The sequence below is a fragment of the Tabrizicola sp. genome (assembly GCF_030694085.1).
Lineage (GTDB): Bacteria > Pseudomonadota > Alphaproteobacteria > Rhodobacterales > Rhodobacteraceae > Tabrizicola.
Map to the genome: position 1 here is coordinate 27,951 of NZ_JAUXZE010000039.1, position 24,624 is coordinate 52,574.

Here is a 24,624-nt window from a genome sequence, read left to right on the forward strand (position 1 = left end):
ACGCAGGTGCGCGCGGCGGCCGCCTGGCTTACTTCGTCACGGTCCAGTACGAGGCCGAGTCGGTGGCCCCGCCGGCATAAAAGCCCATGACGTTGGCACGCATCGCATCCTGCCGGGCTTGCTGGAACATCATCACGAAGGCCGAGTTGTCGCGGTGCTTGCGCTGGATTTCCTCGTACATCGCCTTGCGCTTTTCAGTGTCCTTCTCGACCACGGCGGCTTCGGTCATGGCGTGAAGCTCAGCCGGGTCCCATGCAGTGCGCCACGCAAGGTAGCCGGTGTTTCCGGCCTCATCGCTGTTGTCGGGGTTCATCGCGAAGGTCGAGGCGTTGGTGTGCGGGTCAGGGTAATCCGGGCCCCAGGTTTGCAGGGTCATCTCATGCTGGCGGCCGCGGTAGACCGCAAGTCCTTGCGCGCCGTCGCCCACATCGAGAACAAGGTTGATTCCGACCTGCGCGAAGGTGTTCTGCAGCGAGGTGGCGATGTCCAGCCGTTCCTGGTTGTTGCGGACGGTGAACTTCACCTCCAGCGGCAGGGGCACACCCGATTCCGCCATCAGCGCCTTGGCCTTTTCGACGTCCAGGCTGTAAGGCGTTTCCGTCAGCGCACCAAGGAAGCCCTGCGGCAGGAAGGCCTGGTGGACGACCCACTGACCCTGCAGGATACTGTCTGCCATACCGGCGTAATCAACCGCCCAACGCATCGCCTCCTGGACTTTCGGATTGGCGAGTTCCGCCTTCTTCTGGTTAAGTGCAAGATAGTAGACCTGCCCTCCGACGTCGCTTTGCACCTTGATGTCGGCATTGCCGGCAAGCCCAGCGATGTCCGTCGGGGTAAGTTCCCGAGCGATGTCGATATCGCCCTTCTCCAGAAGCAGACGCTGGGTTGCACCTTCCGGGACGTGCTGCATGAAGACATTCTTGATAGTGGCGTCGCCACGCCAGTGACCCGTGCGAGCTTCCAGCACGTAGCCCGCGTTCGGCTTGAACGACTTCAGGACATATGCCCCGGTTCCGGCGCTGTTGGCCTTCAACCAGGCGTTGCCCATGTCACCTTCGACCTCGTTCGCCATGACGGTCTTCATGTCGACGATGTTGGCCACACCCGCCGTCAGACAGTTGTAGACGAAGGACGGCGCGTAGGCCTTGTCGGTCTTCAGGGTGACGGTGTCGCCCTCGAAGGTGATCATCTGGTCAACGTTTTCCGGCGTCAGGCCGAACTGGGTCAGGATAAAGGCCGGTGTCTTGTTCAGCTTTACCACACGCCGGAGCGACCCGGCTGCATCCTCGGCGGTCAGCGGGTTGCCGGACGAGAAAGTGATGCCCGACTTGATCTTGAAAGTGTAGGTCATGCCGTCATCGGCGACCGACCAGCTTTCGGCCAGGCCGGGCACAAGTTCGCCCGGCAAGGCGGGATCAAGCTCGACCAGTGAGTCGTAGACATTGTTGTTCAGATCGACGCCTGAGAACTCGAAGGCCTCGTGCGGATCGATCGAAACAATGTCGTCGATCGCGTCCGCGACGACCAGTGTATCGGCGGGCGTTTCGGCCATCAACGCCATTGGCGCTGTACCGGACATCAGTGCAGCAAAGACTGCTGCACGTCCAAATTGATGCTTCAATAGCATAGCCATCTCCCATTGATCGTTGTTCAAAAAGCCGGTCCACGCCGGTTCCTGTGCGATTGGATGCAGCCTGAGAACAGGAGTCAAGACTATCGTCGACCCTAAGACTGTGTGCCCCAACCTGCCACGGGTCTGTACCGGCTCTGCAGCGAAGAAGGGTAGGCCGTCCGTAAACGCAAAGCGCGCCGCAAGGCGCTTGGAACATGGGCCCCGATCCCGGTTGCGCGGCCCAATGCCGGTTGGTCGCTCGTTGTCGTCACCAGTTCGCCTGCGGGAACGGTGCAGTTGGCCGATCGAAGGGCCGGACGTTCAGGATGCGTTTCACGATGCTGGCAGTGTCGATGCCGTAGTGGCGGTAAAGGTCGCCGATGGTCCCGGTCTGGCCGAAATGTTCGACCCCCAGCGACAGCGTTCGGTGGCCCAGGACCGACCCCAGCCAGGCCAGTGTCGCGGGGTGACCGTCGATCACCGTTGTCAGGACGCAATGGGACGGCAGGTCGGCCAGCAGCCGTTCGACATGCGACAGGGCCTGGCGGTTGCCGCGGGCGCGGGCGCGTTCTGCGGCGGTCCAGCCTGCGTTCAGCCGGTCGACCGAAGTCACGGCCAGAACGGCGACATCCCGTTTCTGATCGGCCAGAAGGCCCGCGGCCGCAATCGCCTCGGGCGCAATGACGCCCTGGTAGGCGATCACCACCTCGCAGTTTGGTCCGGGCGGTCGCAGCCAATAGGCGCCGTCGATGGCACCCTGCCGGAAGGCGTCGTCATGCCGCTTGCCAGGCTGGTCGATGGGATTGGTTGACAGACGCAGGTAGACCGAGCCTCCGGTTTCGTCGCGCAGCCAGGTGCGCTCGTCCGGCTGACCCTCGCCGTCGCGCTGCAGATAGGCAAAGGCCCATTCCAGGATCACGGCCAGTTCATCGGCGAAGGCGGGCTCGAAGGCGGCCAGTCCGTCCTGTGCAAGGCCGATCAGCGGGGTGGCGATGGACTGGTGCGCGCCGCCCTCGGGGGCAAGGGTAACGCCCGAGGGCGTGCCGACGATCAGAAAGCGCGCGTCCTGGTAGCAGGCATAGTTCAGCGCATCGAGACCGCGGCAGATGAACGGGTCGTAGACGGTCCCGATCGGGATCAGCCGCTTGCCGAACAGGCTGTGCGACAGGCCGGCGGCGGCGAGCAGCAGGAAGAGGTTCATCTCGGCGATGCCCAGTTCGACATGCTGACCTTCGGGGGCGAATTCCCATTTCGCGGTCGAGGGGATGCGCTGTTCGATGAAGGCGTCCGCCTGCTCTGTCCGGGCGAAAAGCTTGCGTCGGTTGACCCAGGGGCCAAGGCTGGTGGTGCCGGTCACGTCCGGCGAGGTGGTGACGATCCGTGCTGCAAGGTCGGTGTTGCCGCGGGCGAGGTCGTCGAGGATCTTGCCGAACGCCATCTGGGTCGAGATCTCGCGGTCGGCCGGGGGCGCAATCGTTGGCACCGGCAGGGCGCTGTCGTGAAAGCGGCGGCGGCCTTGGGCAAAGAACGGCACCTGGTCGAGCCAACGCTGGAAGCTGTCCGGGTCGGCGATGGTGGCAAGGCGGTCCCACTCTTGCCCCTTCGTCACGCCCATGTGGTCTTGCCAGGCGTCGAACTGGGTCTTCGTCATCAAGCCGCCGTGGTTGTCCTTGTGCCCGGCGATGGGCGTCCCCCAGCCCTTGATCGTATAGGCCAGGAAGCAGACCGGCCGGTCGTGGTCGATGGCGGCGAAGGTCGCGGCCATCGTCTGAACGCAGTTGCCGCCCAGATTCTCCATCAGCGCGGCCAGGTCGGCGTCGGACCGGCGGTCGATCAGCCGGGTCACGTCGCCCTGGTCACCAAGATCCTCCAGCAGCCGCTTGCGCCAGACAGCACCCCCCATGAAGGTCAGTGCCGAATAAAGCTGGTTCGGGCAGCGGTCGATCCAGTCGCGCAGCGCCGTCCCGCCCGGTTCGGCGAAGGCCGCGCGTTGCAACGCACCGTATTTCACCCGCACGACGTCCCAGCCGAAGGCGGTGAAGATCGCCTCGATCCGGGCGAAAAGCCCTTCGCGCACGATGCCGTCCAATGACTGACGGTTGTAGTCAATGATCCACCAGCAGTTTCGCAGCCCGTTCTTCCAGCCCTCTTGCAGGGCCTCGTAGACGTTGCCTTCGTCCAGTTCGGCGTCGCCGACCAGGGCGACCATGCGGCCAAGGGGGCGACCCTGGCCCCAGGGCTTTGCAGTGACATAGTCCTGGATGATCGAGGCGAAGGAGGTCAGCGCCACGCCCAGTCCGACCGACCCGGTCGAGAAATCCACGTCGTCGACATCCTTGGTGCGCGACGGATAGGACTGGACGCCCCCGAAGCCGCGAAAGTTTTCCATGCTTTCCCGGTCAAGATTGCCCATCAGATACTGGATCGCATGGAACACCGGCGCGGCGTGGGGCTTTACCGCCACCCGGTCCTCGGGACGCAGCGCCGAAAAGTAGAGCGCGGTCAGGATCGACACCATCGAGGCCGACGACGCCTGGTGACCTCCGGTCTTGATCGCGTCGGCCTTTGGGCGGATGTGGTTGGCGTGGTGGATCATCCAGTGCGACAGCCACAGCAGGCGATGTTCCACGGTTTTCAGATCGGTCATCTGCGGTGATCCCAAGCCAGAATTTCCTTTGCAGCAGCATACAGCCAGACATGCGCTGTTTTGCAGCTATTCCGAGTGCGAAAATTCCCATACTTGGTGAAATGCACCACTGAACTCGGAAGATGCGCCGATGTCCGCCAACCTTGACCGCTTCGACACTGAAATCCTGCGCGCCCTGCACAAGGACGGGCGTCTGACGATCAATGAGCTTGCCACCCGGATCGGTCTTAGCCCATCGCCCACCGCCCGACGCCTGCGGCGGCTGGAGGAGGCGGGGATCATCAGCGGCTATGCCGCCCTTATCGACGAAGAGGCCCTGGGCTTCGGGGTAACCGTCTTCGTCTCGGTCCAGCTGGACAAGCAGGTGGACGAGGCGCTGGCGCATTTCGAAGCGGCGATCAGCACATTCCCCGAGGTCGTGGATTGCTGGCTGATGACCGGAAACCGCGATTACCTTTTGCGGGTGGTCACCAGCGGGCTGGGCGAGTTCGAGCGGTTTCTGGTCGGCCGCCTGACCAAGGTGCGCGGGGTCGCCTCCATCGAGTCGTCGATCCCCTTGCGCCGCGTCAAGGGCGGGCTGGCGCGTATCCTGTAGCCCGGGTCAGGCTTTCTTGCCGTCGATGATCTCGCGAATCTCGGTATCGACGAGGTCGATGATGCGGTGCAGCGCCGCTTCGGCGGCGTCCGGGTCGCCCGCCACGATGGCATCGGCCAGGTCGCGGTGCGGCGGGAACGACGCAAGGCCGAAACCGGGGACGGAGAAGGGGGATTCCACCGACCTCTCGAACGCCTCGTCCATACGCTGCAGGATCTGGCCGAACATCGGGTTGCCGGTGGAATCGCAGATCGCGGCGTGGAAGGCCGAGTCGGCGGCCCGGTAGGGTTGGCCCGCGTCGACGATCTGCAGAAGCTGGGTGCAAAGCGTGTCGATCTCGGCCCGCTGGGCTGCGGTCGCGTTGGTCGCCGCGCGGCGCACGGTTCCGCTTTCGATCACGCGCCGGACTTCCAGCAGGCGCAGGATCGCTTCGCCCTCAAGCTGCACCATCGTCGGCAACGGTCCGTGCGAGGCGTGGACCTTGGCGGTCAGGTAGGTGCCATCACCCTGACGGCGGCGGATCAGGCCCAGGCCTTCCCAGCGGTTCAGCGCCTCGCGGATGGTGGAACGCCCGACGCCAAGGGCGGCGGCAATCGCCACTTCGGGGGGCAGGCGGTCGCCGACCTGAAGGCCGGCCTTCTCGATCATCTCGGCCATCGCGTCCAGCACGGCGACCCCGCGGGACGGAGTCTCGATCGGCTCCAGAAGATGCAACGCGCCGCGCTTCATGGGGTCACTCCGTGGGGGCGTGGCGGGGGCCGCGCCGGTCAGGCTTGGGCAGAAAGCTTGGGCAGAAGGTCTGTCAGGGCTGCGACCAGATGGTCCATCTGCTGAGCGGTGTTATAGCCCTGGGCCGAGACCCGGACAATGGTGTGCCCGGCCCAGGTGAAGCACGGGATCTCGATCCCGTACTGGTCCATCAGGCTGCGCTGCAAGAGGAGCGGGTCGCAGGTCGGCACCGGCATCGACACCATCTGCGGAGCGCAGAATTCGGGGGACGCGAAGGCGGGAAGTCCGGTCAGGGTTGCCACGCGGGCGGCGGTGTCCTGGACCAGCGCCCGGCAGTCGCGGGCGACCGTCTCCCAGTCGTGCTGCCGGGTGAAGGCCAGGGCCGCAGGCACCGTCAGCCAGGCCGAAGGGTCGCGGGTGCCCTGCATTTCCAGCATGTCGATGAAGGAACTGTTGCCGAAGGGACCTTTCGCGCCGGGCTGGTTTCCATCCTCGGTCCAGCCGTGGCTGATGACGAGCGGGTTGAGCATCGGCTGAAGCTCACGCCGGACATGCAGGAAGCCCGCGCCCTTGGGCGACATCATCCATTTGTGGCAGTTTCCGGCGTAGAAGTCGGCCCCAAGAGCGTTCAGGTCCAGCGGGATGTGGCCGGGAGTGTGGGCGCCGTCGATCACCGTCCAGATGCCACGCGCCCGGGCCTCGGTCACGATGCGGTCGATGGGGAACAGAAGGGCCGTGGCCGAGGTGATGTGGCTGAGAAACACGACGCGGGTGCGGTCCGTGAGGCCAGCGAGAAGAGTGTCGGTGAACTGCGCTTCGTCGGTCAGCGGCAGGGGGATGGTGACGACCTTCACCTCTGCGCCGGTGCGGCGGCAGACATAGGCCCAGGTCTTTTCCAGTGCCGCATATTCGTGGTCGGTGGTCAGGATCTCGTCCCCGGGCTGCAGGGGCAGCGACTGGGCGACGATGTTCAGGGCAGCGGTGGCGTTGGTCTGGCCGACGATGTCGTCAGGGTCTGCCCCGACGACCCGGGCCAGCGCCTCACGCGCTTCGCGCATCCAGCCGGAAAGGCCCCGGTTGGGGTCAAGAAAGGCCACGGGCTGACGTTCCAGTTTCAGCTGCCAGCGCTGGTAGGCCTCGAACACCGGGCGCGGGCAGGCGCCGAACGAGCCGTGGTTCAGGAAGGTGACTTCGGGGTCCAAGAGGAACTGGGCGGCAAGGTTCTCGCCCATGTCAGCGGCCTTTCATGGTCGGGTCCAGCGCATCGCGCAGCCCGTCGCCAAGAAGGGTGGTCGCAAGGACGGTGACGGCAAGCGCAAGCGTGGGGAAGACGGCGAGGTGCCAGTAGAAATACATGAAGTTCATTCCGACATTGATCATCTGGCCCCAGCTGGGAACCGGGGGCGGGACGCCGATGCCAAGGAAGCTGAGCGAGGCTTCCAGCATCATCGCAAGGGGGATGGCCAGCACGAAGCCCACGATGATGGGCGAGATCGAGTTGGGGATCAGGTGGCGGCGGATGATGTAGCCGGGGCTGGCCCCCAGGGCCTGCGCGGCGCGGACGAATTCCTTCTCGCGGAAGGCTTTCACCTGCGCGCGGACCAGAAGGCAGACCTGCACCCAGCCGAACAGCGAGGCGATGAGGACGATGGTGAAGAAACCGCCGTTGGTCAGCGCGCCCAGCAGCATCGCGGCCAGCAGCGGCGGGACGACCGAGAAAAGCTCGATCAGGCGCATCACGAACCAGTCGGCCCAGCCACCGTAGAACCCGGCGATGGCCCCCAGCGGGATGCCGATCAGGACCGCGAACAGGGCTGCCGAGAAGCCGATCGACAGCGAAACCCGCGCGCCGTAGACGATCCGGGTGAAGAAATCGCGGCCAAGATCGTCGACCCCCATCCAGTGCTGGGCGGAGGGGAAGGCAAGACCTTCGGTCAGGTAGGCCTGGTCGGCATAGCCGGTGGGCGTGATCAGCGGCGCGAAGATCGCCATCAGCAGGATCACCCCCAGGATCAGTGCGGACACCACAGCTGCCTTGTTGTCGGCAAAACGCCGGAGGGCAAAGTAAAGCGGGCTGCGGGTCCGGGTCACGATTTGCCCCCGAAGCGGATGCGCGGGTTCAAAAGCGCATAGACGATGTCCGAGATCAGGTAGGCCACGCAGAACATCATGGTGATCATCAGGATCAGCGACATTTCCAGCGGGTAGTCGCGCAGCGTGATCGACGAGACGAAATACGCGCCAAGGCCGGGCACGCGGAACATCGCCTCGACGAAGATCGACCCGGTGGCGGTGCCGATGAACATCGGCAGGAAGACGGTGACCAGCGGCAGGGCGGCGTTGCGCAGGACGTGCTGGAAGATGATCCGGCGTTCGGAAAGCCCCTTGGCGCGCAGGACGGTGACGAAGGGCTTGTTCATCACGTCCAGCATGGCCGACCGGGTGTAGCGGGCATAGGTCGCCATCGGCACGGCGGCATAGGCGGTGATCGGCAGGATCCAGCTGTAGGGCTTTTCCCAGCCGCCTGCAGGCAGCCAGTTCAGCCAGACCGAGAAGACCATGATCAGCATCATCGAAATGACGAAGACCGGGATCGTCAGGCCCAGGGTCGAAAAGGCCGAGACGACGTAATCGAACCAGGTGTTGCGGCGCATCGCGGCGGCCATCCCCATCAGGATGCCCAGCGGCGCACCAATCAGCACGCCGGACCCGCCCAGGATCAGGCTGGGCGGCCAGGCGCGGGCGAGAAGTTCGGTGACGGTCTCTCCGGGGCTTTGGAACGGCACGCCAAAGTCGAAGTGCAGCACACCCCACATGTAGCGCAGGTATTGTTCGTAAAGCGGCTTGTCGAGGCCGAGGCTGGCGTTCAGCTTGGCCTTCACCGCGTCCGAGACCGGCATGTCGTTGCCGTCGAACGGCCCGCCGGGAACGGAGTGCATCATCAAAAAGACGATGACCGAGACCACGAAGAAGGTCAGGAGGATCGAAAGAAGCCGTCCGATGATGTAGCGCAGCATGGGTCGCCTCCTATCCTGCGACGGCTTCGACAAGGTGGTCGGGTGCCACCTGGACCAGGGCGGGGGACGTCCCGGCGCCGGGCAGGCGGGGGATGCCGCGCTCGATCTCTTCGGCGGTCAGGAACCGGCGCGGGCGGCGGTCGCGCGGGTTCAGGACCGGGATCGCCGACAGAAGCCCCTGCGTGTAGGGATGGCGGGCGTCGGAAAAGATGGTTTCCGTGGCCGCCGTCTCGACGATGCGGCCGTTGAACATCACGGCGACGCGGTCGGTGAGCGAGCGGACGACGGAGAGATCGTGGCTGATGAACAGGATCGACAAGCCCATCTCCTGCTGCAGGTCGAGGAGGAGGTTGATGATCTGTGCCTTGACCGAGACATCCAGCGCCGAGGTCGGTTCATCCGCGACCAGAACCTTCGGGCGCAGGATCAGCGCGCGGGCGATGGCGACGCGCTGGCGCTGGCCGCCGGACAGCTCATGCGGGTAGCGTTGGCCATAGCTGCGGTGCAGACCGACCCGGTCCAGCATGGCAAGCGCCTGTTCGGTCTGGTCGTCAGGCGTGCCGATGCCGTGGATGTGCAGGGGTTCAGCGACGATGCGGGCGAGCGTCATCATCGGGTCCAGCGCGGAGTAGCTGTCCTGAAAGACGATCTGCATCTGGCGTCGGTAGGGTTTCAGCGCGGCCGGGGTCAGGGCGCTGATGTCGGCGCCGTCGATCAGGATCCGGCCCGAGGTCGGCTCCATCAACCGCATGGTCATCAGGCCGGTGGTCGATTTGCCTGAACCAGACTCGCCCACCAACCCCAGGATCGTGTTGCGTGGCAGCGTCAGGCTGACATCGCGGACGGCGTGGTGGTCGATGTAGCCCGCGAACCAGCCGCCCTTGCGGGGAAGCTGGAAGGTCTTGGACAGGTTGCGCAGTTCCAGCACCGGGGCGGTCATTGCAGCCCCCAGCAGGCAGCGGCCCGGCCCGGCCCGATCGGGCGCGTGGCGGGGGCGGTGGTGGCGCAGTCGGGCAGGGCGACGGCGCAGCGCGGGTGGAAGGGGCAGCCCGACGGCGGGTTCACCGGGTTCGGGGACTGGCCCGCAATCTCGGTCAGGCGCTGCTTGCCGGGGGTGCGGCCGGGGATCGAGTTCAGAAGTGCGCGGGTATAGGGGTGGCGCGGGTCGTCGAAGATGGCCTGCACCGGTCCTTCCTCCATCACCCGGCCGCCGTACATGACGACGACGCGGTCGACCGTCTCGGCCACGACACCCAGATCGTGCGTGACCATGACAAGGCCCATCCCAAGCTCGGCCTGAAGCTCCTTGATCAGCACCAGGATCTGCGCCTGGATCGTCACGTCCAGCGCGGTGGTAGGCTCATCCGCGAACAGGATCTTCGGGCGGCAGGACAGCGCCATCGCGATCATCGCGCGTTGCAGCATGCCGCCGGACAACTGGTGGGGATAGCTGTTCAGGATCGAAACCGGGCTCTTGATCCGCACCCGGTCCAGAAGGGCGACGGCCTGCTCCTTGGCGGTGGACAGGCTGGCATCGGTATGGGCGCGGATCGTCTCGACGATCTGGTGGCCGATGGTGAAGACGGGGTCAAAGGCCGACATCGGGTCCTGGAACACCATCGAGGCAACCTTGCCCCGGACCCGCGCGAGGTCGTTGCGCGAGGCTTTCAGCATGTCGACACCGTCCAGGATCAGCCGGTCGGCGGTGATGCGGCTGGGCGGCTGGCGCAGAAGCCGAAGTGCCGCCATGCAAGTCACCGATTTGCCCGAGCCGCTTTCGCCCACGATGCCCACGCTTTCGCCGGGTTCGATGGCCAGGGACATCCCGCGCACGGCCTGCACCAGGCCTTCGTGTTGCGGAAAGCTGACATGCAAGTTCTGGATGTCGACGAGCGGCATGTGTCCGGGCGTGTTCTGCGGGGAGTGATTTCTGTCGGGGGGAGCCTCTTCCGGGTGGGCCGGAAGAGGCGATCTTGCAAAGAGCCTACTTCGTCACATGGGTATAGAAGTAAAGCGCAAGCTGGCGCAGCGGCGTGAAGCCCAGGTCGTTCGGCTTGGTGCCGTCGCCCTGCAGGTCGGCGCTGACCACGGCATTCGTCACCGGGTGGACCAGCGGCACGAACGAGGCGTTGTCGATCAGGACCTGCTCGGCCGCGATGTAAAGCTTCTGACGCTCTTCCCAGTTCGGGTTGCTGTCGGCCTGCGCCACCAGATCGTCATAGGCCTTGACCATGTGGTGATGCCGCCCGCCGTTGTAGAAAATGCCGTAGAAGTTCGACGGGTCGAGGTAGTCGTACTCGTAGGGTGCAAGGAACAGGTTGTTCTTGCGCTCCATCAGGCCGGCCATCCAGTCCTTTGTCGGCATGACCTTGATGTTCATCGTGATGCCAAGCTGGTCCTTGAATTGGGCCTGCAGGTACTGAAGCATCGGCCCGGTGATCGCCCCGTTGTAGCCGCCCTGGTCGCGATACCAGATCTCGACTTCGGGGAAGCCCTCGCCATTCGGATAGCCCGCATCGGCCAGGAACTGCCGCGCCTTGTCGGGGTCATAGACCGACTGGGAGGTGATCGTCTCGTTGTATCCGGGATAGCCCGGCGGCAGAAGCGACTTCCCGGGGATCGCCAGGTCCTTGAGCACGGTCGTGGTCATCTCGTCCCGGTTGATCGCGTAGAAGAGCGCCTTTCGCACGTTGACGTTGTCGAACGGTGGGCTTTCCATGTCGAAGGACAGGTACGAGGTGGCAAAGACCGCATTCTTGGCCAACTGGCCCGGGAAGCGCTGCTCGACAAAGGGGATCTGGCCCGCGTTCAGGTACGAGAAGTCGGATTCACCCGCCATGAAGGCCGGAAGGCCCACCTCGGGCGCGCCAAGCGAGGGGTCGATGACCAGGCGGTCCGCCTGCGGCTGCCAGGGCCCGGTGTAGGACGGGTTCTTGACGAAGGTCATCTTGTTGTTCGACTTCTCCCAGGTTTCCAAGAGGAAGGGCCCGGACGAGACCATCGTGTCGACATTGGCGGCGTATTCGTCGCCATGCACGTCCCAGACGTGCTTGGGGACCGGGTACCACAGCGAGACCACGCCCGGCAGATATGGTTTTGGGGCCGAGGTGGTCACGGTGATCGTCTGATCATCGGGTGCCGCGATGCCAAGGGTGGAGACATCGGCCTCGCCCTTCGTCACGGGGTCCCAGTTGGCGATGCCGCCGGCATAGCCCCAGTACCAGGCAAAGTCATAGCCCGTGGTGGCGGCCCGTTGCAGGGCGAAGATATAGTCGCTGGCTTTCAGCGGCTGGCCATCGCTCCAGGTCAGGCCGGGTTGCAGCTTGAAGGTCCAGGTCAGCCCGTCGTCTGACTGCGACCAGCTTTCCGCTGCCATAGGATGCAGCTGGAAGTTGTTGTCGAACGTGGTCAGCGGCAGCTGCACGATCTCGGGGTTCCCGGCGCGGGCATAGACGGTCTTCATGTAATCCATGTAAGAGCCGCTGGTGCTGTCGCCCGCGCTGTTGATCGTGATCTCGGCCGCCAGGGGGGTGGTCGCAAGCAGCGTCGCGGCCGCAGCAACCCCCACCAATCGTCTTAGAAATGTCATCGGTACCTCCACCGTGTCGCGTTCTATTGGCTGGCGCCCCCACGTCGGCCGGGTGGTGCGATGCGGGCGCGTCACTGGTCTGCGGCGTTGAGCTGTCAGGCCAATGTCAGATGTCTGACAAATTTACCGCGACCGCGCAAGCGTCACATTCGCTGCAGGTGCAGGCGGGTCTGACACAGGTCGGAGGATCGTCAGCCCGACCAGCCCCCTGCCCCGGGACGTGCGAACCCGCTCGGGACTTCCCACGCCGGGGACTTTCCACGCCGGGGACCTTCCAGGCCCGGTGACCCAGCGCGCTTCGTTTCTTTCCCCGTGCAGGCACGTCAGCCGGAATTGGCGCTGGGACTCACGCACAGCAGCCGCATGCGTTCAAAGGCCCCGCTACCGGTAAAGTTTCTTGGCTTCCGCGTAGGTCAGGGCCTTCTTCCCCGGCTTAAGGGTTTCAGGCGCCTTTTCCGAGTTTGAGGACTTTCCGCTTTCCTGGATCGCAAGACCGATCAGCCCGGCGGCAAGCGCAGTCGCGGCGGAGGTGCCGGAGAACTGGCAGTAAAGCGAGCCAACATCGAAATGCGGACCCTTGCCGCTGGGACGGTAGCGGAAGGGCGAGGGGTTGTAGCCATATGGCCCAGGCGCATCCAGCGCGATCAACCCTTCTGCGGGCAGGTCCACGACAGGCCCGCCCAGTGTGGGATCGTCGGCGGGCTGGACGATCATCGGATCGACCGCCTTCCACGGGTCCCGGATGACGCCCTTGTTGGAGTAGGCTTCCGACCAGCTGCTCAGTGTCCGCAGGACGCGATCATTCTTCTGCGGGTCTGGCGCATAGGCCAGCACATTCCCGGCTTTGTCGCAGGCGGTCACCGCGATAGGGCCACCCGGTTCGACCGAAAGGCAGGCAGGATAGGCAAGGTCGATGTCGCCGGAGTTGCCCGCCGCACAAAGCACCACGCTGTCCTTGCACAGCGCGAGCAGAGCCTCGTCGACCTTTGCCCAGCGCGACTTGCGGTGCCGTTGATCCTCCCAGGCCGCTGCGATGACCACGATGTCGGGCTTGATCAGCCGGGCATAGTTCAGGGCGGCCAGCACCATGTCGGGATCGGGCGACGCAGAGGTGGTGATCGGGATGATGCTGCAGAATGGGTTGACCCCGGCATAGGGCAGCGTCAGCGGGTCGTTGTACGAGGGCTTTTGCGGCTCGACCAAGGATGCCGGCTTGCGGATGTCTATGCCTGCAGGTCTGGCGCCAATCAGGCCGGCAATCGCCGTGCCATGCGCCCCGAAATACCGAGGCGCGCAATAGGGGCGATCATCCTTCTTCGCGGTTTCCTTCTGGATTGTCCGCTTTGCTTCTTCGACACCCGTGCCAGTCCATCCGGGCAGGTCCGCGACAAGCTTTTCCCGAGCCTCCTCGATCGGCCCATCGTCGGTCGGCACGACGAAGACGCCCTCGTCATGGATCGAGAAATCCCGCATCAGCGCCAGGTCGATCGCGCCCTGCAGGTTGGGATGGTCATGGGCGACCGGCGTGTCGATCACCGCAACGCGCACTTCCGTGCCCGCCTGGTGGCGGTCCCACGCACCGCGGAAGCTGGTCAGATCATCGACCACGCCAAGCGCCTTCAGATGCCACAGCGCGTGGTAGGCGGGACGCAGCCCCTTGCCCAGCGGCTGGTCGCCGGCCCCGGTTGTGAAGGTTTCGAGGAAGGTCAGTTCGGTGGGCAGTTCGTCCGGCAACTTGATCATGACCCTCTCCCCCTCAATACCATTCCGCGCGAACGGCGGCCAACTGGTCGTCCAGCACCGCCTCGATCACGGGTATCGCCATCCGGGCAAGCTTGCGGCCCGCCTTGGTGTCGCTGCGCACATGAAGCCCGGCCCATTCCCGGTTTTCGGCCACCTCTTCGGCCGCGCGGAACAGGGCCGGGATGCCGGGATGCTCGGGCACGGTGCGGGCGAAAATCTCGGCGATCAGCCAGGATTGCAGCGCGTGGTTCGACGGATAGGACGAATGTCCCGGCACCGGCAGGAAGGGCCTCAGGTCCGGCTCCAGCGCCGAGGGCCGGGCGGCCATGAAACGTGCCTTGTAGTGCTGCCCGATTGCCCCCCCCAGCGAGATGATCATCTGGAACAGCATTGCGGTGGCGCCGTAAGGCGCGCTGACGTCGGCGCCAAGTGGCTGCATGTAGGCGGTCAGGTCATTGCCCGCCTCCAGAATGATGCGGCGGCGGCGGTCGGCGTTTTCGGGGGTCAGGAGCTTTTCCTGCAGGACAAGAAGCCGTTTGGCTTCACCCAGGCGGTCCCCATCGGGCGGCGGGGGCGGCAGAGGCAGGCGGTCCCATTCAAATGCATCCCGGCACCGATGCAGCAGGGCGTGGTGCTTCCACGGCAGATCAATCTCGGGCCAGGAATAATCGGTCGTGCCGATGGCCTGCATGTCGCCCGCGCCAACTGCCCCGCTCTTGTGCAGGCCTTTGTGCAAACCTTTGTGGAGGCCCTTGTGCAGGCCCTTGTGCAGACCTTTATGCAACCCTTTGTGCAAGGACCCTGCAACGCTAAGCGCGAGGATCGATCTGCTTCCCAGGAAGCGCTCAATCACTACAGAAGCTGACAGGAGCTTCTCGCGAAGCTCATCTTCCAGGGCCAGCTCTGCGCGATCCTTCAACACCAAAAAAGTGTTGAACGCGCCCTCCAGTTCCAGTTTTGCCTTTCCACGGTCCTCGACCCTGATGATCGCATTGTCGATCACCAGTGCGGAACCTGACAGCAGCCTTTGAATTTCATCAACCTGCATTTCCCCGATCCCCCCACCCGTTTCAAAGCAACTCGACGCGACGAAGGCTTTGGACCGCGGCCTTCGCCAGATGCACCGGCATGCGCGTGACAAAGCCATCGGCCCAATGCGACAGGTCATATCCCGGACGCAGCACCCGGATCCGGTCCAGCATCCGCGCCGCGTCCTCCGAGCGATTGGACAGGGCCAGGCCGATCATCGAATAGCGCAACGCCGCCAGGTAGCGCGGTTTGCGGAACATCGACTGGTTGGCGAAATACAGCGACTGACGCAGATCCCCTCGCATCAGGTGGATCATCGCGCCAGTGATGTCATAGGTATAGCGCCACGGGCTGTTTTGCCCGACCAGGTTCAATCTGCGCCAGGCCGCGTCGGCCCCGTCCAGATCACCCCGGACCAGATGGATTACGGCCAGATGATCCAGATTCAGTGCAAAGTTCGGCGCAAGGCGGTTGGCATTCTCGATCAGGTGGAAGGCCTGGTCATTCTCGGCCCGCAGCATATGCAGGGCATAGCCCAAGAGGCTTTGACAGACCGGCAGCATCGGATCAGCATTGGACAGGTCGGCAAGAGTGTTCAAAAGCCGTTCCGTGTCGATTTCGACGGAAGCGCCCAAGTGTTCATTCACCCTGAAGACCTGGGCAAACAGCTGTAGGCACTCCAGCACCGGATGCCCGCCGTCCGCCACCATGCGCTGAAGCTGGACTTCGGCGCGGTCGATCTCTTGCGGGTCGAGCGAAAAGAACGCGGCCAGGGCGGTGAAGGGGAAAAGGTCCGGTGCCCCGGCAGGCGGCGGATGCAGGCGCATGCAGTCAAGGATGCTCTCACCCAGACGCCAGGGGGTTGCTTCCTGGTCCAGCTCCCGTTGCGTGACCGGCTGCGACAGCCACAGAAGCTTGCGGCTATGGGCCTCCAGCAGCCGTAAGCGCAGCCGGACCCCGGTGCCGTCGTGCTGAATCTGGGACTGCAACAGATGCGTCGGCCCCTGCGCCGAGGCCACGGGCAATGGCACCGAGCGCGCGCAGGGATCACGAAAGTCGTGGACATCCAGCAGCGTGAAGACCTTCAGGAATTGCGCAATCTGGTCGATTGTCGCCTCGACCTGACCAAGCACCGCGCCCGGTGGCGGTCCCAGGTGAACCGTCGGCAAAAGACCAAGCGCCATGCGCAGGGGCCGGTCCACACGCGGCGCGGGGCGGATCCTGGATGTCGCGCCGACGTCTGCGGATGTGGCCGGAGTCTCGGCGGCATCGGTCGGGCTGCCCGATTGCCGCAGGCTGCGCAGCCAATCCTCAAAGCCGTCGCAATCGGCCAGCGGCAGATCCAGCCCCTCCAAGAGGTCCAGCCCGGTGTCTGCGCCAAGATCGGCTGCAATGACGCCCGGACTCAGCGACACCATCTGGCGGTCGGCCTGCAATACCTCCGGCCCGAGGGGCATCAGGTCCTGGCGCAACTGGTAAAGTGCGGTGCGAAGATTGGCAGCCGCATGCGCCGCATCCGCCGAGCCCCAGAACATGCTTTGCAGGCTTTTGCGCGCCTTCATCTGCCTTGGCGCCAGGATCAGCACCGCCAGAAGCGCCTGGCGCAATGGGCTTGTTGGGGTAATGTCTCGCGCATCGTCAGCCCTGACGCGGAATGGCCCTGCAAAGATCGCCGTCGCTTTTGGCAACTCTGCTCCCTTGTTTGCGGGATACGATGACGGGACAGCCCTCTGCTGACGCGCAACTGTGAACACTTGTCCGCTTTCGGGCAAGCTTTTCTTGATCTCGCGCCGGTGCGGCGAATTCGGGGCAAGACCCCACTTTGGCAAATCGCTGGCGGCAATTGCGGATTTTGGGGTGTCCAGCATGGCTAGAACCGCTTGACCAGATTAAGCCCCACATCCGTTGTCCAGCTGTCATGCAACGGAATGTTGCTGTCCTGGCGGGTGCGGGTGACGGTCAGCTCGGGCACCAGTCCCTGCCAATCCAGCTTGTCATGCCGGAAAGAGAGTTTCAGGCTGGACACCTTGTCTTTGCGCGCAACGTCAAAGCCGGGATAGATCCCGTCATAGCGGTCGAGACTGGTTGCGACGGCAAGACCAATTCCCACCGGGCCACGCCGCAGTTGCACGCCAAGTTCGATCCCCAGTTCAAGATGCGACAGGTGATCGGCTACAGCCGTTTCCCTTTCGATCGGAAGGTTCATGTGGAATTCGGCGTCGCGGTTTGCCGTCCAGCGCAGACCGATCTGGCCCCGCGACAGGGTGCCATCCCGATACGCCGTCTGCGGAAATCGCTGCCGAAGCACCTCGGCCGAAAAGTTCAGCCGGGTCTTGCTGCCAGTCAGAACGGCGGTCTCGAACCCCAGGCCCGCCTGCCTGCGCACCAGTTCGCCGCCCTGAAACAGGATGGCGGTTCTGGGACCAAAGGAAAGCCCGCCCCAGCTTGTCTTGTGCGCCAGGGCAAGACGCCCCCCGACTTCCGTCTCGTCCGCCTTGGCATCGGTGTCATAGATCCGCCGGTCGACCGAGCCGGACAGCGTCAGCTGCCAGTCCGGGCTCAGGTCCCAGCTTTGCCACGCGACCAGCCCCAGGCTCAGCCCCGTGCCCCCCGCCTGCCGAGAGCCGGGGTCCAGGCGGAACGGCAGGCCTCCGATCAGGATCGTGTCGGTTTTCGGCCCGCCCGTCAGGTTGCTGGACGGGAGAACGGAGAACCGGAATTGCACCCCTGACTTTTCCTGCTGGTCCCGCGCGCCCGCCTTCCGCGCCAACCTCGCCCGCAGCCCGGCATCCTTGGTGGTCTCGGCCAGCCGCTGCGCCTCATGCCGGACCTTGGGATCGCCAAGCTTGTCCAGGACGATGACCAGTTGCACACGGGACGGCTCGAAACCGGGGTGCTTGGCCAGGATGGACCGGAACACCGCCTCGGCCGTCCGAAGATCGCCCCGGCGCATCGCGATCAGGCCCTCCAGATGCGCGCGGTGGATGGCCGCGTCCGGTTTGCCGGCAACCTCGGCCTCAAGTGCCGCCCGGGCCGCGTTGGCGTCCCCCCGCTGCAAGGCCATTTCCAGCGTGTCGGCCAGTGCCGTGTCTGCCTGTGCCAGGCCCGCGAACAGCACTGCGATCACGCCGGCAGTTCGGACCAGTCGGTTGAATCGATGACGAAGTTTCATGACAGCCCCCAAGATTTACGCAAGTGGTGCGGGAGTGACTTGGGGACACACCCGCACCGGGCCACCGCAAACGTTCAGACCGGCAAGGCCAGAGCGGTGGCCGTTCCTTGCCTTTCCCCAAGATTTTCCGGGTCAGCGGTTACTGCTGCCACGCCCGCCAATGGCCGAAGCCAAGGTAGCCCTGACCATCCTCGGCCCCGGTGCCGGTGACGTTGATGCCGCCCCCGACTTCCTCGCCGCCCGGACCGAAGAACGTGCCGGAATAGGACGAGCCCGCGTCGATGGTGCCAACTGCCGCAGCGAAGCCCGCATCGGCCGTGATCGCGCCGGTAAAGCCGTTGCCGGTGATCGCCGCCTGTTCCATCGTCAGCCCGCCGTCGAACGGCGTCCAGGTGCGGGTCGGGTCCTCAAGCCTGGGGGCGCGGCCCGCCATGTTCGTCACAGCGCCCGACACGGTGCCCGCACCGAAATTGGCAACCATCGTCACGTCGCCCCGCGCTTCCGAGACATCGGCGGCGTAGTCGTTGAACCCCGTCGTCGGCGCGACCCGGATCCGGGCGTAGCCCTGGTAGGTCGCCGTCGGCAGGGCCCGAAGGTCCGCGTCGGCGGTCTCGGTCCCCACGACAAGGAACCCATTGCGTCCAGTGCCGTCCTCGTTGTCGGAGTAATAGTCGAACACCAGGCTGTAGCGCCCCGCCGCCGGGTCCAGCGCGTCGGCGATGCTTTCGCCGTCCCAGGACCAGATCCCCGCCGTTCCGTCGGGAAGTTCGAAGCCGTTCCCGTCCTCGGTCAGGTCCGACGCGATGAAGCGGATCGTCTGGCCGCCGATGGTCAGGTCCAGCCCGCCCTCGTCATTCAAGGTGACGCTGGCGGTGGAATCCGCCGTCAGCCGTGCCGTCGCGGCGTCGAAGGTTCGCGTCCAGCCGGACGAGGCGCGCTGCGACGCCTTCAGCGTGGCGCCGGCCTCCAGCGCTTCGGCAGCGTTCCCCGCTTCCACGGCAAGAACCCTGTCCGCATCGGAGTTGCCCGAACGCGACGTCACGCCCGGACCGCCGCTGCCGCTTCCGCCGCCACAGGCAGCGATGAGAGTCGTGCCAAGCAGCATGGCACTGATGGTGTGAATGTTCTTCACGGTCTTTCCCCACTTTCTGAAGGTCCCAAGATCTGACCGATGATTCGCCGGTCACCGACGACAGTCGCGGACTACCGTCAGCGCATCGTCAGCGCGGGGTGGTGCCGGCGCGCGACTGTCGGCTGCGGGGGCCTGCGCGCCGGGGAAGATTCGCTGATCAATGCCGGATTGGTGCGAGCTTGGATCCGCCTGGGGCGCCCCCGTCAAAGCGAGAGGGTTTCAGATTTGCCCGGATTGGCATCAGATCTGCCAACGTCTGCCGAATTTTCCTTCGTCACCAGCGGGCCTGCCGGATTGCGGTTGACAGAATCGATGCGAGGTCGCCACTTTTGAACCAAATCTGAATTGGTTCACACATGCCGCCACCCCGCCGAAATCCGGTTGTGACTGACAGCGCCAATGTCGTGCGGGCGCGGCTGCTGGCGATGATCGAGGGCGGCGCGCTTCCCGCCGACGGGCGGCTTCCCACCGAGAGGGACCTGTCCGACAGCATGTGCATCGGGCGGCGTGCGGTGCGCAGCGCGCTGGAAAGCCTGCTGGCCGAGGGGCTGATCTGGCGCAAGCAGGGCAAAGGCACTTTCGCCGGACAGCCTCCCGACAAGACGCAGCTTCTGGCAGCCGAGATCGTCGGCGAAACCAATGTCGCCGAGGTCATGGAGGCCCGTCTCTGCATAGAACCCGTCCTGGCCGCGATGGCCGCGCGCCACGCCCTGCCCGACGACATCGACAGGATGCGCAACCTGGCGCAGCGCATCCTGCAGGCGGGCGATCCCGACTCCATCGAGTTGTGGGACGGCGCCCTGCACCGGCTGATCGCGCGGACGGCGCGGAACAAGCCGCTGCTGACCGCCTTCTCGATGATCGACGAGATTCGCGGCAATCCGGACTGGCGCGGCGTCCGGCAGAAGGCACGCTCGATGCGCTCGCTGCAGGACCGGACCGTCGAACATGTCGAAATCATCAACCGGATCGAAGCCGGAGACGCCCCCGGTGCCGAAGCGGCGATGCGCAAGCACCTGACGACGCTGGCGGACAACCTCAATCGCATCCTTTCCTCGGACGGAGACTGAAGTGACCGGCATCACCCTTGAAACGATTGCTGCGGCCGAGCAGATCATGGGTGTCGAATACACCCCCGACGAACGCCGCTTGATGCTGGACAATCTTCAGGGGCAGATCACATCGGCCCTGCACCGCCGGGCGGTCCGACTGGCGAACCATGTGCCGATGGCCCTGCGCTTCGATCCGCGCCTGCCCGATTTCGCGATGCCACATGGGGCGGACGCGCTGCTGCTGTCCAGCGTGACCGCCCCCCTGCCCAAGACCGACGAGGACATTGCCTTCGCTCCGGTCACGCATCTTGCCACCTGGATCAGGACGGGTGTGCTGACCAGCCGCCACTTGACCCAGATCTACCTTGACCGGATCGCGGTCCTGGGGCCAAAGCTGGAATGTTGGGCGCAGGTCACGTCCGACCTTGCTCTGGCCGAGGCCGATGCAGCGGATGCCCTCACACGCGGCGGGGTGAATCTTGGCCCGCTGCACGGCATCCCCTACGGGCTGAAGGACCTTTTCGACGCCAAGGGCACGATCACCGGCTGGGGCGCTGAACCCTTCCGTGACCGCATCGCGGACTCCGACGCGACCATCGTGACAAGACTCCGCGCCGCCGGGGCGGTCCTTTTGGGCAAGACCACCGTGGGCGCGCTGGCCTACAACGACATCTGGTATGGCGGTGTCACCCGCAACCCGTGGAACCTGAACGAAGGCTCCAGCGGGTCATCCGCCGGGTCGGCCAGCGCCACGGCGGCGGGGCTTTGCGCCTTTGCCATCGGGACCGAAACGCTGGGCTCGATCACCTCGCCCAGCCAGCGCTGCGGCACGACGGGCCTGCGCCCCACCTTCGGGCGGGTCAGCCGGGCGGGCGGGATGGCGCTGTGCAACAGCCTGGACAAGGTCGGGCCGATCTGCCGGTCGGTCGAGGATACGGCCATCGTGCTGGCCGCCTTGAACGGCGCTGACACCGCCGACCGCTCCACCATTGCCGCGCCGTTCGTCTTCGATGCGACCGCCGATTGCCGCGGACTGACCGTTGGCTACCTGGCCGAAGCCTTCGGCGAGGATGCGACGGCGGTGGACCACGCGGCACTGGAGGCGGTGCGGAAGTTGGGGGTGCAGGTGGTCGAGGCCAGCCTCCCCGACCTGCCCTACGGCGCGCTGATGAACATCCTTTTCGCCGAAGCAGCCGCCAGTTTCGAGGACCTCACCCTCTCGGGCCTTGACGACACGCTGACCTGGCAGGACGCCGCCGCCTGGCCGAACGCGATGCGCAAGGCGCGCTTCCTGTCGGCGGTGGACCATGTGCAGCTGGACCGGCTGCGCTATCTGGTGATGCAGGCGCTGGATGGGCTTTTTCGCCAGTGCGACGTGCTTGTCGGCCCCTTCATGACGGGGCCGATGCTGATCGCCTCGAACTTCACCGGCCACCCCTGCCTGCATCTGCGGGCCGGGTTCCAGGATCTGGGCACCCGCAGCCCGGCGTCGCTTGCCTCGGGCAAGCTGACCACGGGCGAGGCGGCGGCGGGCAAGACCTACACCGTGCCGCAGGGCATCTCGCTTTGGGGCCGGCTTTACGACGAGGGACCGATCCTGCGGCTGGGCATGGCGCTGGAAGCGGCGCTGGACGTGGCCGGAAGGCGCCCCGGCTTGCCGGAATGAACGACAACCGACCCGCAGCCAATGCGGGCAGACGACACCGGGCCGCTGAGCGGTCTTCATCCAAAGTCCGCACCCGCGGCCAACCAACAGGGAAAACGACATGAAGCGCAGAGACTTCCTTCTGAACTCGACGGCGGTGATGGGCGGCAGCATGATGATGGGCGGCTTCGCCCTGCCCGCCTTGGCGCAGGACACGCCGGTTTCGGGCGGCACGCTGATCTGGGGCCATTCGGAGACGACTCAGAACCTGGACATGCACCAGACCGGCACCGCCTCGTCGGGCCGCGTCTTGCAGAACATCCACTCGTCCATCGTCACGGTGGACGCCAATCTCAAGGTCATCCCCGGCCTTGCCGAAAGCTTCGAGGTGGCACCGGACGGCCTGACCTACACCTTCAAGCTGCGCCCGAACGTCAAGTTCCACAACGGCGCGACGATGACCTCGGCCGATGTGAAATACAGCTTCGAACGCTGCAAGGACCCGGCCACGGGTGCCGTGAACTTTGAGGTGTTCAACAACGTCGCCGCCATCGAGACCCCCGACGACCTGACCGTCGTGATCAAGATGAGCGCCGTCAACGCGCCCTTCCTGTCACGCCTGTCGGAAAACGGCGCGGGCGTGATCATGCCGGTCGATTCTGGCCCGACCCAGGGCACCAACCCGATGGGCGCAGGTCCCTTCAAGTTCGACAGCTACGAGGTCGGCACCGTGGTCAAGATGTCGCGCTTCGATGACTACTGGGAAGGCCCCGCCTTCCTTGACGCCGTGGAAGCGCGCGAGATCACCGAACCCACCACCCGCCTGACCGGCCTGCGCACCGGCGAGCTGCACATGATCAATGACATCCCGTTGGACCGCGTGGGCGAGATCGAAGGCGACGCCGGGCTTCAGGTGAAGAAGTGGTTCCCGCTGAACTTCGACTTCATCAACATGAACCACACCTTCGAGCCGTTCAAGGACAAGCGCGTCCGCGTCGCCTTCGACATGATCATCGACAAGGAGGCGCTGATGCAGGGGGCGCTCTGGGGTCAGGGTGCCACCACCGCCTCACCCAGCTTTCCGACCGATGCCGCCTACAACAAGGACATCGCCCCCCGCCCGCAGGATATCGAAGGCGCCAAGGCGATGCTGGCCGAAGCGGGCTATCCCGAGGGCAGCCTGAACATCGTCTTCAAGGCCACCACGAACTATCCCTACCACATCGAAACGGCGCAGATCCTGGTCGAATGGTTCAAGATGGCGGGCGTCAACCTGACCATCGAGCAGCTGACCTGGGCGGACTGGCTGTCGCAGTGCTGGGTCGACAAGGACTACCAGATGACGATGATGAACTTCTTCACGCTCTGGGAAAGCGACTTTCTCTACTACTCGGTCTGGAACTCGAAGGGTGCGTTCAACTACCGCAACATCTCGGACCCGATCATCGACGAGCTGACCGAAAAGGCCCGCATCACGGTCGACGACGCCGCCCGCGCCGATGTCTACAAGGCGGTGCAGAAGCAGATCTGGGACGAGGCGCACGACATCGTCCTGTGGTTCCGCAACGGCACCATCGGCGCGCAGCCGAAGGTCATGGGTCTGGATACCGTCGTGCATCCGAACGGCTCCAACCTCAACTTCCACAAGGTCTGGCTCTCGGCCTGACGCATCCTCCGGCGGGCCGCCCCTGGCCCGCCGGTTCCCACCGGGGCCTCCGCCATGACCTATGTGCTGAACCGGCTTCTGTCGGTGATCCTGACGCTGTTCCTGATCACGCTGGTGACCTTCGCCGTCACCAACATCCTGCCCGGCGACGTGGCGATGATGATCATGGGAACCCAGTCAAACCCCGCGGCGCTGGAGGGTCTGCGTCAGTCGCTGGGACTGAACGACCCCCTTCTCGTGCAATACGGCAACTGGATCGGCGGGCTTCTGACCGGGGACTGGGGCACATCGCTGATCTTCAAGAAGCCCATCGCCGAACTTCTGGCGCAGAAGGCAGTCGCCTCGGCGATCATCGTTGTGATGTCGATGACCATCGCGCTGGCCCTGGCCGTGCCCTTGGGCGTCTGGGCCGCTGTCCACCGCGACAAGTGGCAGGACACTGTCAGCTCGTCGACCGCGCTGATGGGGGTTTCGCTCCCGGATTTCTTCTGGGGGATCGTGATGATCCTGGTCTTTGCCCGCTGGCTGGGCTGGTTCCCCTCCTCCGGCATCGTCGAGCCGTCCGAGGATTTCCTCGGCTCCCTCCGCTATGCCTTCCTGCCCTCGCTGGCGCTTGGCCTTGGCCTCATGGCGCACCTGACCCGCATGACGCGGTCCACCATGACCGGCATCCTGGGGCAAGAGTTCATCCGCGTCGCCCGCGCCAAGGGCTTGCGCGAAAGCACCGTCATCTGGCGCTATGCCCTGGCCAATGCCATCGGGCCGGTCATCACCATCGCCGGACTGCAGATCGGCTATCTTTTCGGGTCGATCATCGTGATGGAAAGCCTGTTCGGCTATACCGGCATGGGCTGGCTGACCTACCAGGCGCTTCTCAACCGCGACCTCCCGCTGATCCAGGCCACGGTCTTCGTCATCGCTGCTGTGGTGATGATCACCAACCTTCTCGTCGATCTTCTCTACGTCCTGATCGATCCACGCGTAAAGCTGGGGTGA

General features: G+C 64.9%; 19 protein-coding genes. 5 read left to right on the top strand and 14 right to left on the bottom strand.

The window, feature by feature from the left end:
* Positions 1–28 precede the first annotated feature (28 nt).
* Together Q8M85_RS09080 and Q8M85_RS09090 are read right to left on the bottom strand one after the other, a co-directional pair.
* On the bottom strand, positions 29–1,579 hold the full coding sequence (locus Q8M85_RS09080; RefSeq protein ID WP_305543248.1) for an ABC transporter substrate-binding protein: 1,551 nt from the start codon (positions 1,577–1,579) through the stop codon (positions 29–31).
* A 301-nt stretch (positions 1,580–1,880) separates the two neighbouring features.
* Positions 1,881–4,259 carry a 1-deoxy-D-xylulose-5-phosphate synthase N-terminal domain-containing protein gene (locus Q8M85_RS09090; protein ID WP_305543251.1) on the bottom strand — a complete coding sequence of 793 codons (2,379 nt, stop codon included), beginning with the start codon at positions 4,257–4,259 and terminating at the stop codon, positions 1,881–1,883.
* Positions 4,260–4,389: 130 nt separating this feature from the next.
* Between Q8M85_RS09090 and Q8M85_RS09095 the strand changes: the two genes are divergently transcribed.
* Positions 4,390–4,854 (top strand): Lrp/AsnC family transcriptional regulator, encoded by a 465-nt coding sequence (locus Q8M85_RS09095; RefSeq protein ID WP_305543254.1) that lies wholly within the window; start codon positions 4,390–4,392, stop codon positions 4,852–4,854.
* Between the two features lie 6 nt (positions 4,855–4,860).
* Here the strand turns inward: Q8M85_RS09095 and Q8M85_RS09100 are convergent, their stop codons facing one another.
* The 12 genes from Q8M85_RS09100 to Q8M85_RS09155 all read right to left on the bottom strand — a co-directional run bounded on the left by Q8M85_RS09100 (position 4,861) and on the right by Q8M85_RS09155 (position 19,265).
* On the bottom strand, positions 4,861–5,583 hold the full coding sequence (locus Q8M85_RS09100; RefSeq protein ID WP_305543257.1) for a FadR/GntR family transcriptional regulator: 723 nt from the start codon (positions 5,581–5,583) through the stop codon (positions 4,861–4,863).
* A gap of 38 nt (positions 5,584–5,621) precedes the next feature.
* Positions 5,622–6,815: an aminotransferase class V-fold PLP-dependent enzyme gene (locus Q8M85_RS09105; protein ID WP_305543260.1), complete on the bottom strand. Its 1,194-nt coding sequence runs from the start codon at positions 6,813–6,815 to the stop codon at positions 5,622–5,624.
* 1 nt (position 6,816) lies between these two features.
* Complete coding sequence (locus tag Q8M85_RS09110; RefSeq protein ID WP_305543263.1) at positions 6,817–7,674, bottom strand: ABC transporter permease; 858 nt, start codon at positions 7,672–7,674, stop codon at positions 6,817–6,819.
* Complete coding sequence (locus Q8M85_RS09115) at positions 7,671–8,600, bottom strand: ABC transporter permease (protein ID WP_305543268.1); 930 nt, start codon at positions 8,598–8,600, stop codon at positions 7,671–7,673. Before Q8M85_RS09115 ends, Q8M85_RS09110 begins: the two co-directional genes overlap by 4 nt.
* A gap of 10 nt (positions 8,601–8,610) precedes the next feature.
* Positions 8,611–9,540 (bottom strand): ABC transporter ATP-binding protein, encoded by a 930-nt coding sequence (locus tag Q8M85_RS09120; protein ID WP_305543271.1) that lies wholly within the window; start codon positions 9,538–9,540, stop codon positions 8,611–8,613.
* The gene (locus Q8M85_RS09125) at positions 9,537–10,499 is read right to left on the bottom strand and encodes an ABC transporter ATP-binding protein (RefSeq protein WP_305543272.1); all 963 of its coding nucleotides are present in this window, start codon (positions 10,497–10,499) and stop codon (positions 9,537–9,539) included. Before Q8M85_RS09125 ends, Q8M85_RS09120 begins: the two co-directional genes overlap by 4 nt.
* Positions 10,500–10,584: 85 nt before the next feature.
* Complete coding sequence (locus tag Q8M85_RS09130; protein ID WP_305543274.1) at positions 10,585–12,189, bottom strand: ABC transporter substrate-binding protein; 1,605 nt, start codon at positions 12,187–12,189, stop codon at positions 10,585–10,587.
* 381 nt (positions 12,190–12,570) lie between these two features.
* Complete coding sequence (locus tag Q8M85_RS09135; RefSeq protein WP_305543275.1) at positions 12,571–13,932, bottom strand: S8 family serine peptidase; 1,362 nt, start codon at positions 13,930–13,932, stop codon at positions 12,571–12,573.
* Positions 13,933–13,945: 13 nt separating this feature from the next.
* On the bottom strand, positions 13,946–14,980 hold the full coding sequence (locus Q8M85_RS09140) for a hypothetical protein (protein WP_305543277.1): 1,035 nt from the start codon (positions 14,978–14,980) through the stop codon (positions 13,946–13,948).
* A gap of 22 nt (positions 14,981–15,002) precedes the next feature.
* Complete coding sequence (locus Q8M85_RS09145; protein ID WP_305543280.1) at positions 15,003–16,649, bottom strand: hypothetical protein; 1,647 nt, start codon at positions 16,647–16,649, stop codon at positions 15,003–15,005.
* 182 nt (positions 16,650–16,831) lie between these two features.
* A complete protein-coding gene (locus Q8M85_RS09150) occupies positions 16,832–18,133 on the bottom strand; it encodes a surface lipoprotein assembly modifier (RefSeq protein WP_305543283.1) in 1,302 nt (433 codons plus the stop codon).
* A 139-nt stretch (positions 18,134–18,272) separates the two neighbouring features.
* Complete coding sequence (locus Q8M85_RS09155; protein WP_305543285.1) at positions 18,273–19,265, bottom strand: transferrin-binding protein-like solute binding protein; 993 nt, start codon at positions 19,263–19,265, stop codon at positions 18,273–18,275.
* Positions 19,266–19,648: 383 nt separating this feature from the next.
* On the opposite strand from Q8M85_RS09155, the gene Q8M85_RS09160 reads away from it, so the two are divergent.
* From Q8M85_RS09160 to Q8M85_RS09175, 4 genes are all read left to right on the top strand, one after another.
* Complete coding sequence (locus Q8M85_RS09160) at positions 19,649–20,335, top strand: FadR/GntR family transcriptional regulator (protein WP_305543288.1); 687 nt, start codon at positions 19,649–19,651, stop codon at positions 20,333–20,335.
* Position 20,336: 1 nt separating this feature from the next.
* Positions 20,337–21,983: an amidase gene (locus tag Q8M85_RS09165; RefSeq protein ID WP_305543291.1), complete on the top strand. Its 1,647-nt coding sequence runs from the start codon at positions 20,337–20,339 to the stop codon at positions 21,981–21,983.
* A 100-nt stretch (positions 21,984–22,083) separates the two neighbouring features.
* The gene (locus Q8M85_RS09170) at positions 22,084–23,628 is read left to right on the top strand and encodes an ABC transporter substrate-binding protein (RefSeq protein WP_305543294.1); all 1,545 of its coding nucleotides are present in this window, start codon (positions 22,084–22,086) and stop codon (positions 23,626–23,628) included.
* A 54-nt stretch (positions 23,629–23,682) separates the two neighbouring features.
* Positions 23,683–24,624, top strand: coding sequence for an ABC transporter permease (locus Q8M85_RS09175; RefSeq protein ID WP_305543297.1), 942 nt, complete (start codon positions 23,683–23,685; stop codon positions 24,622–24,624).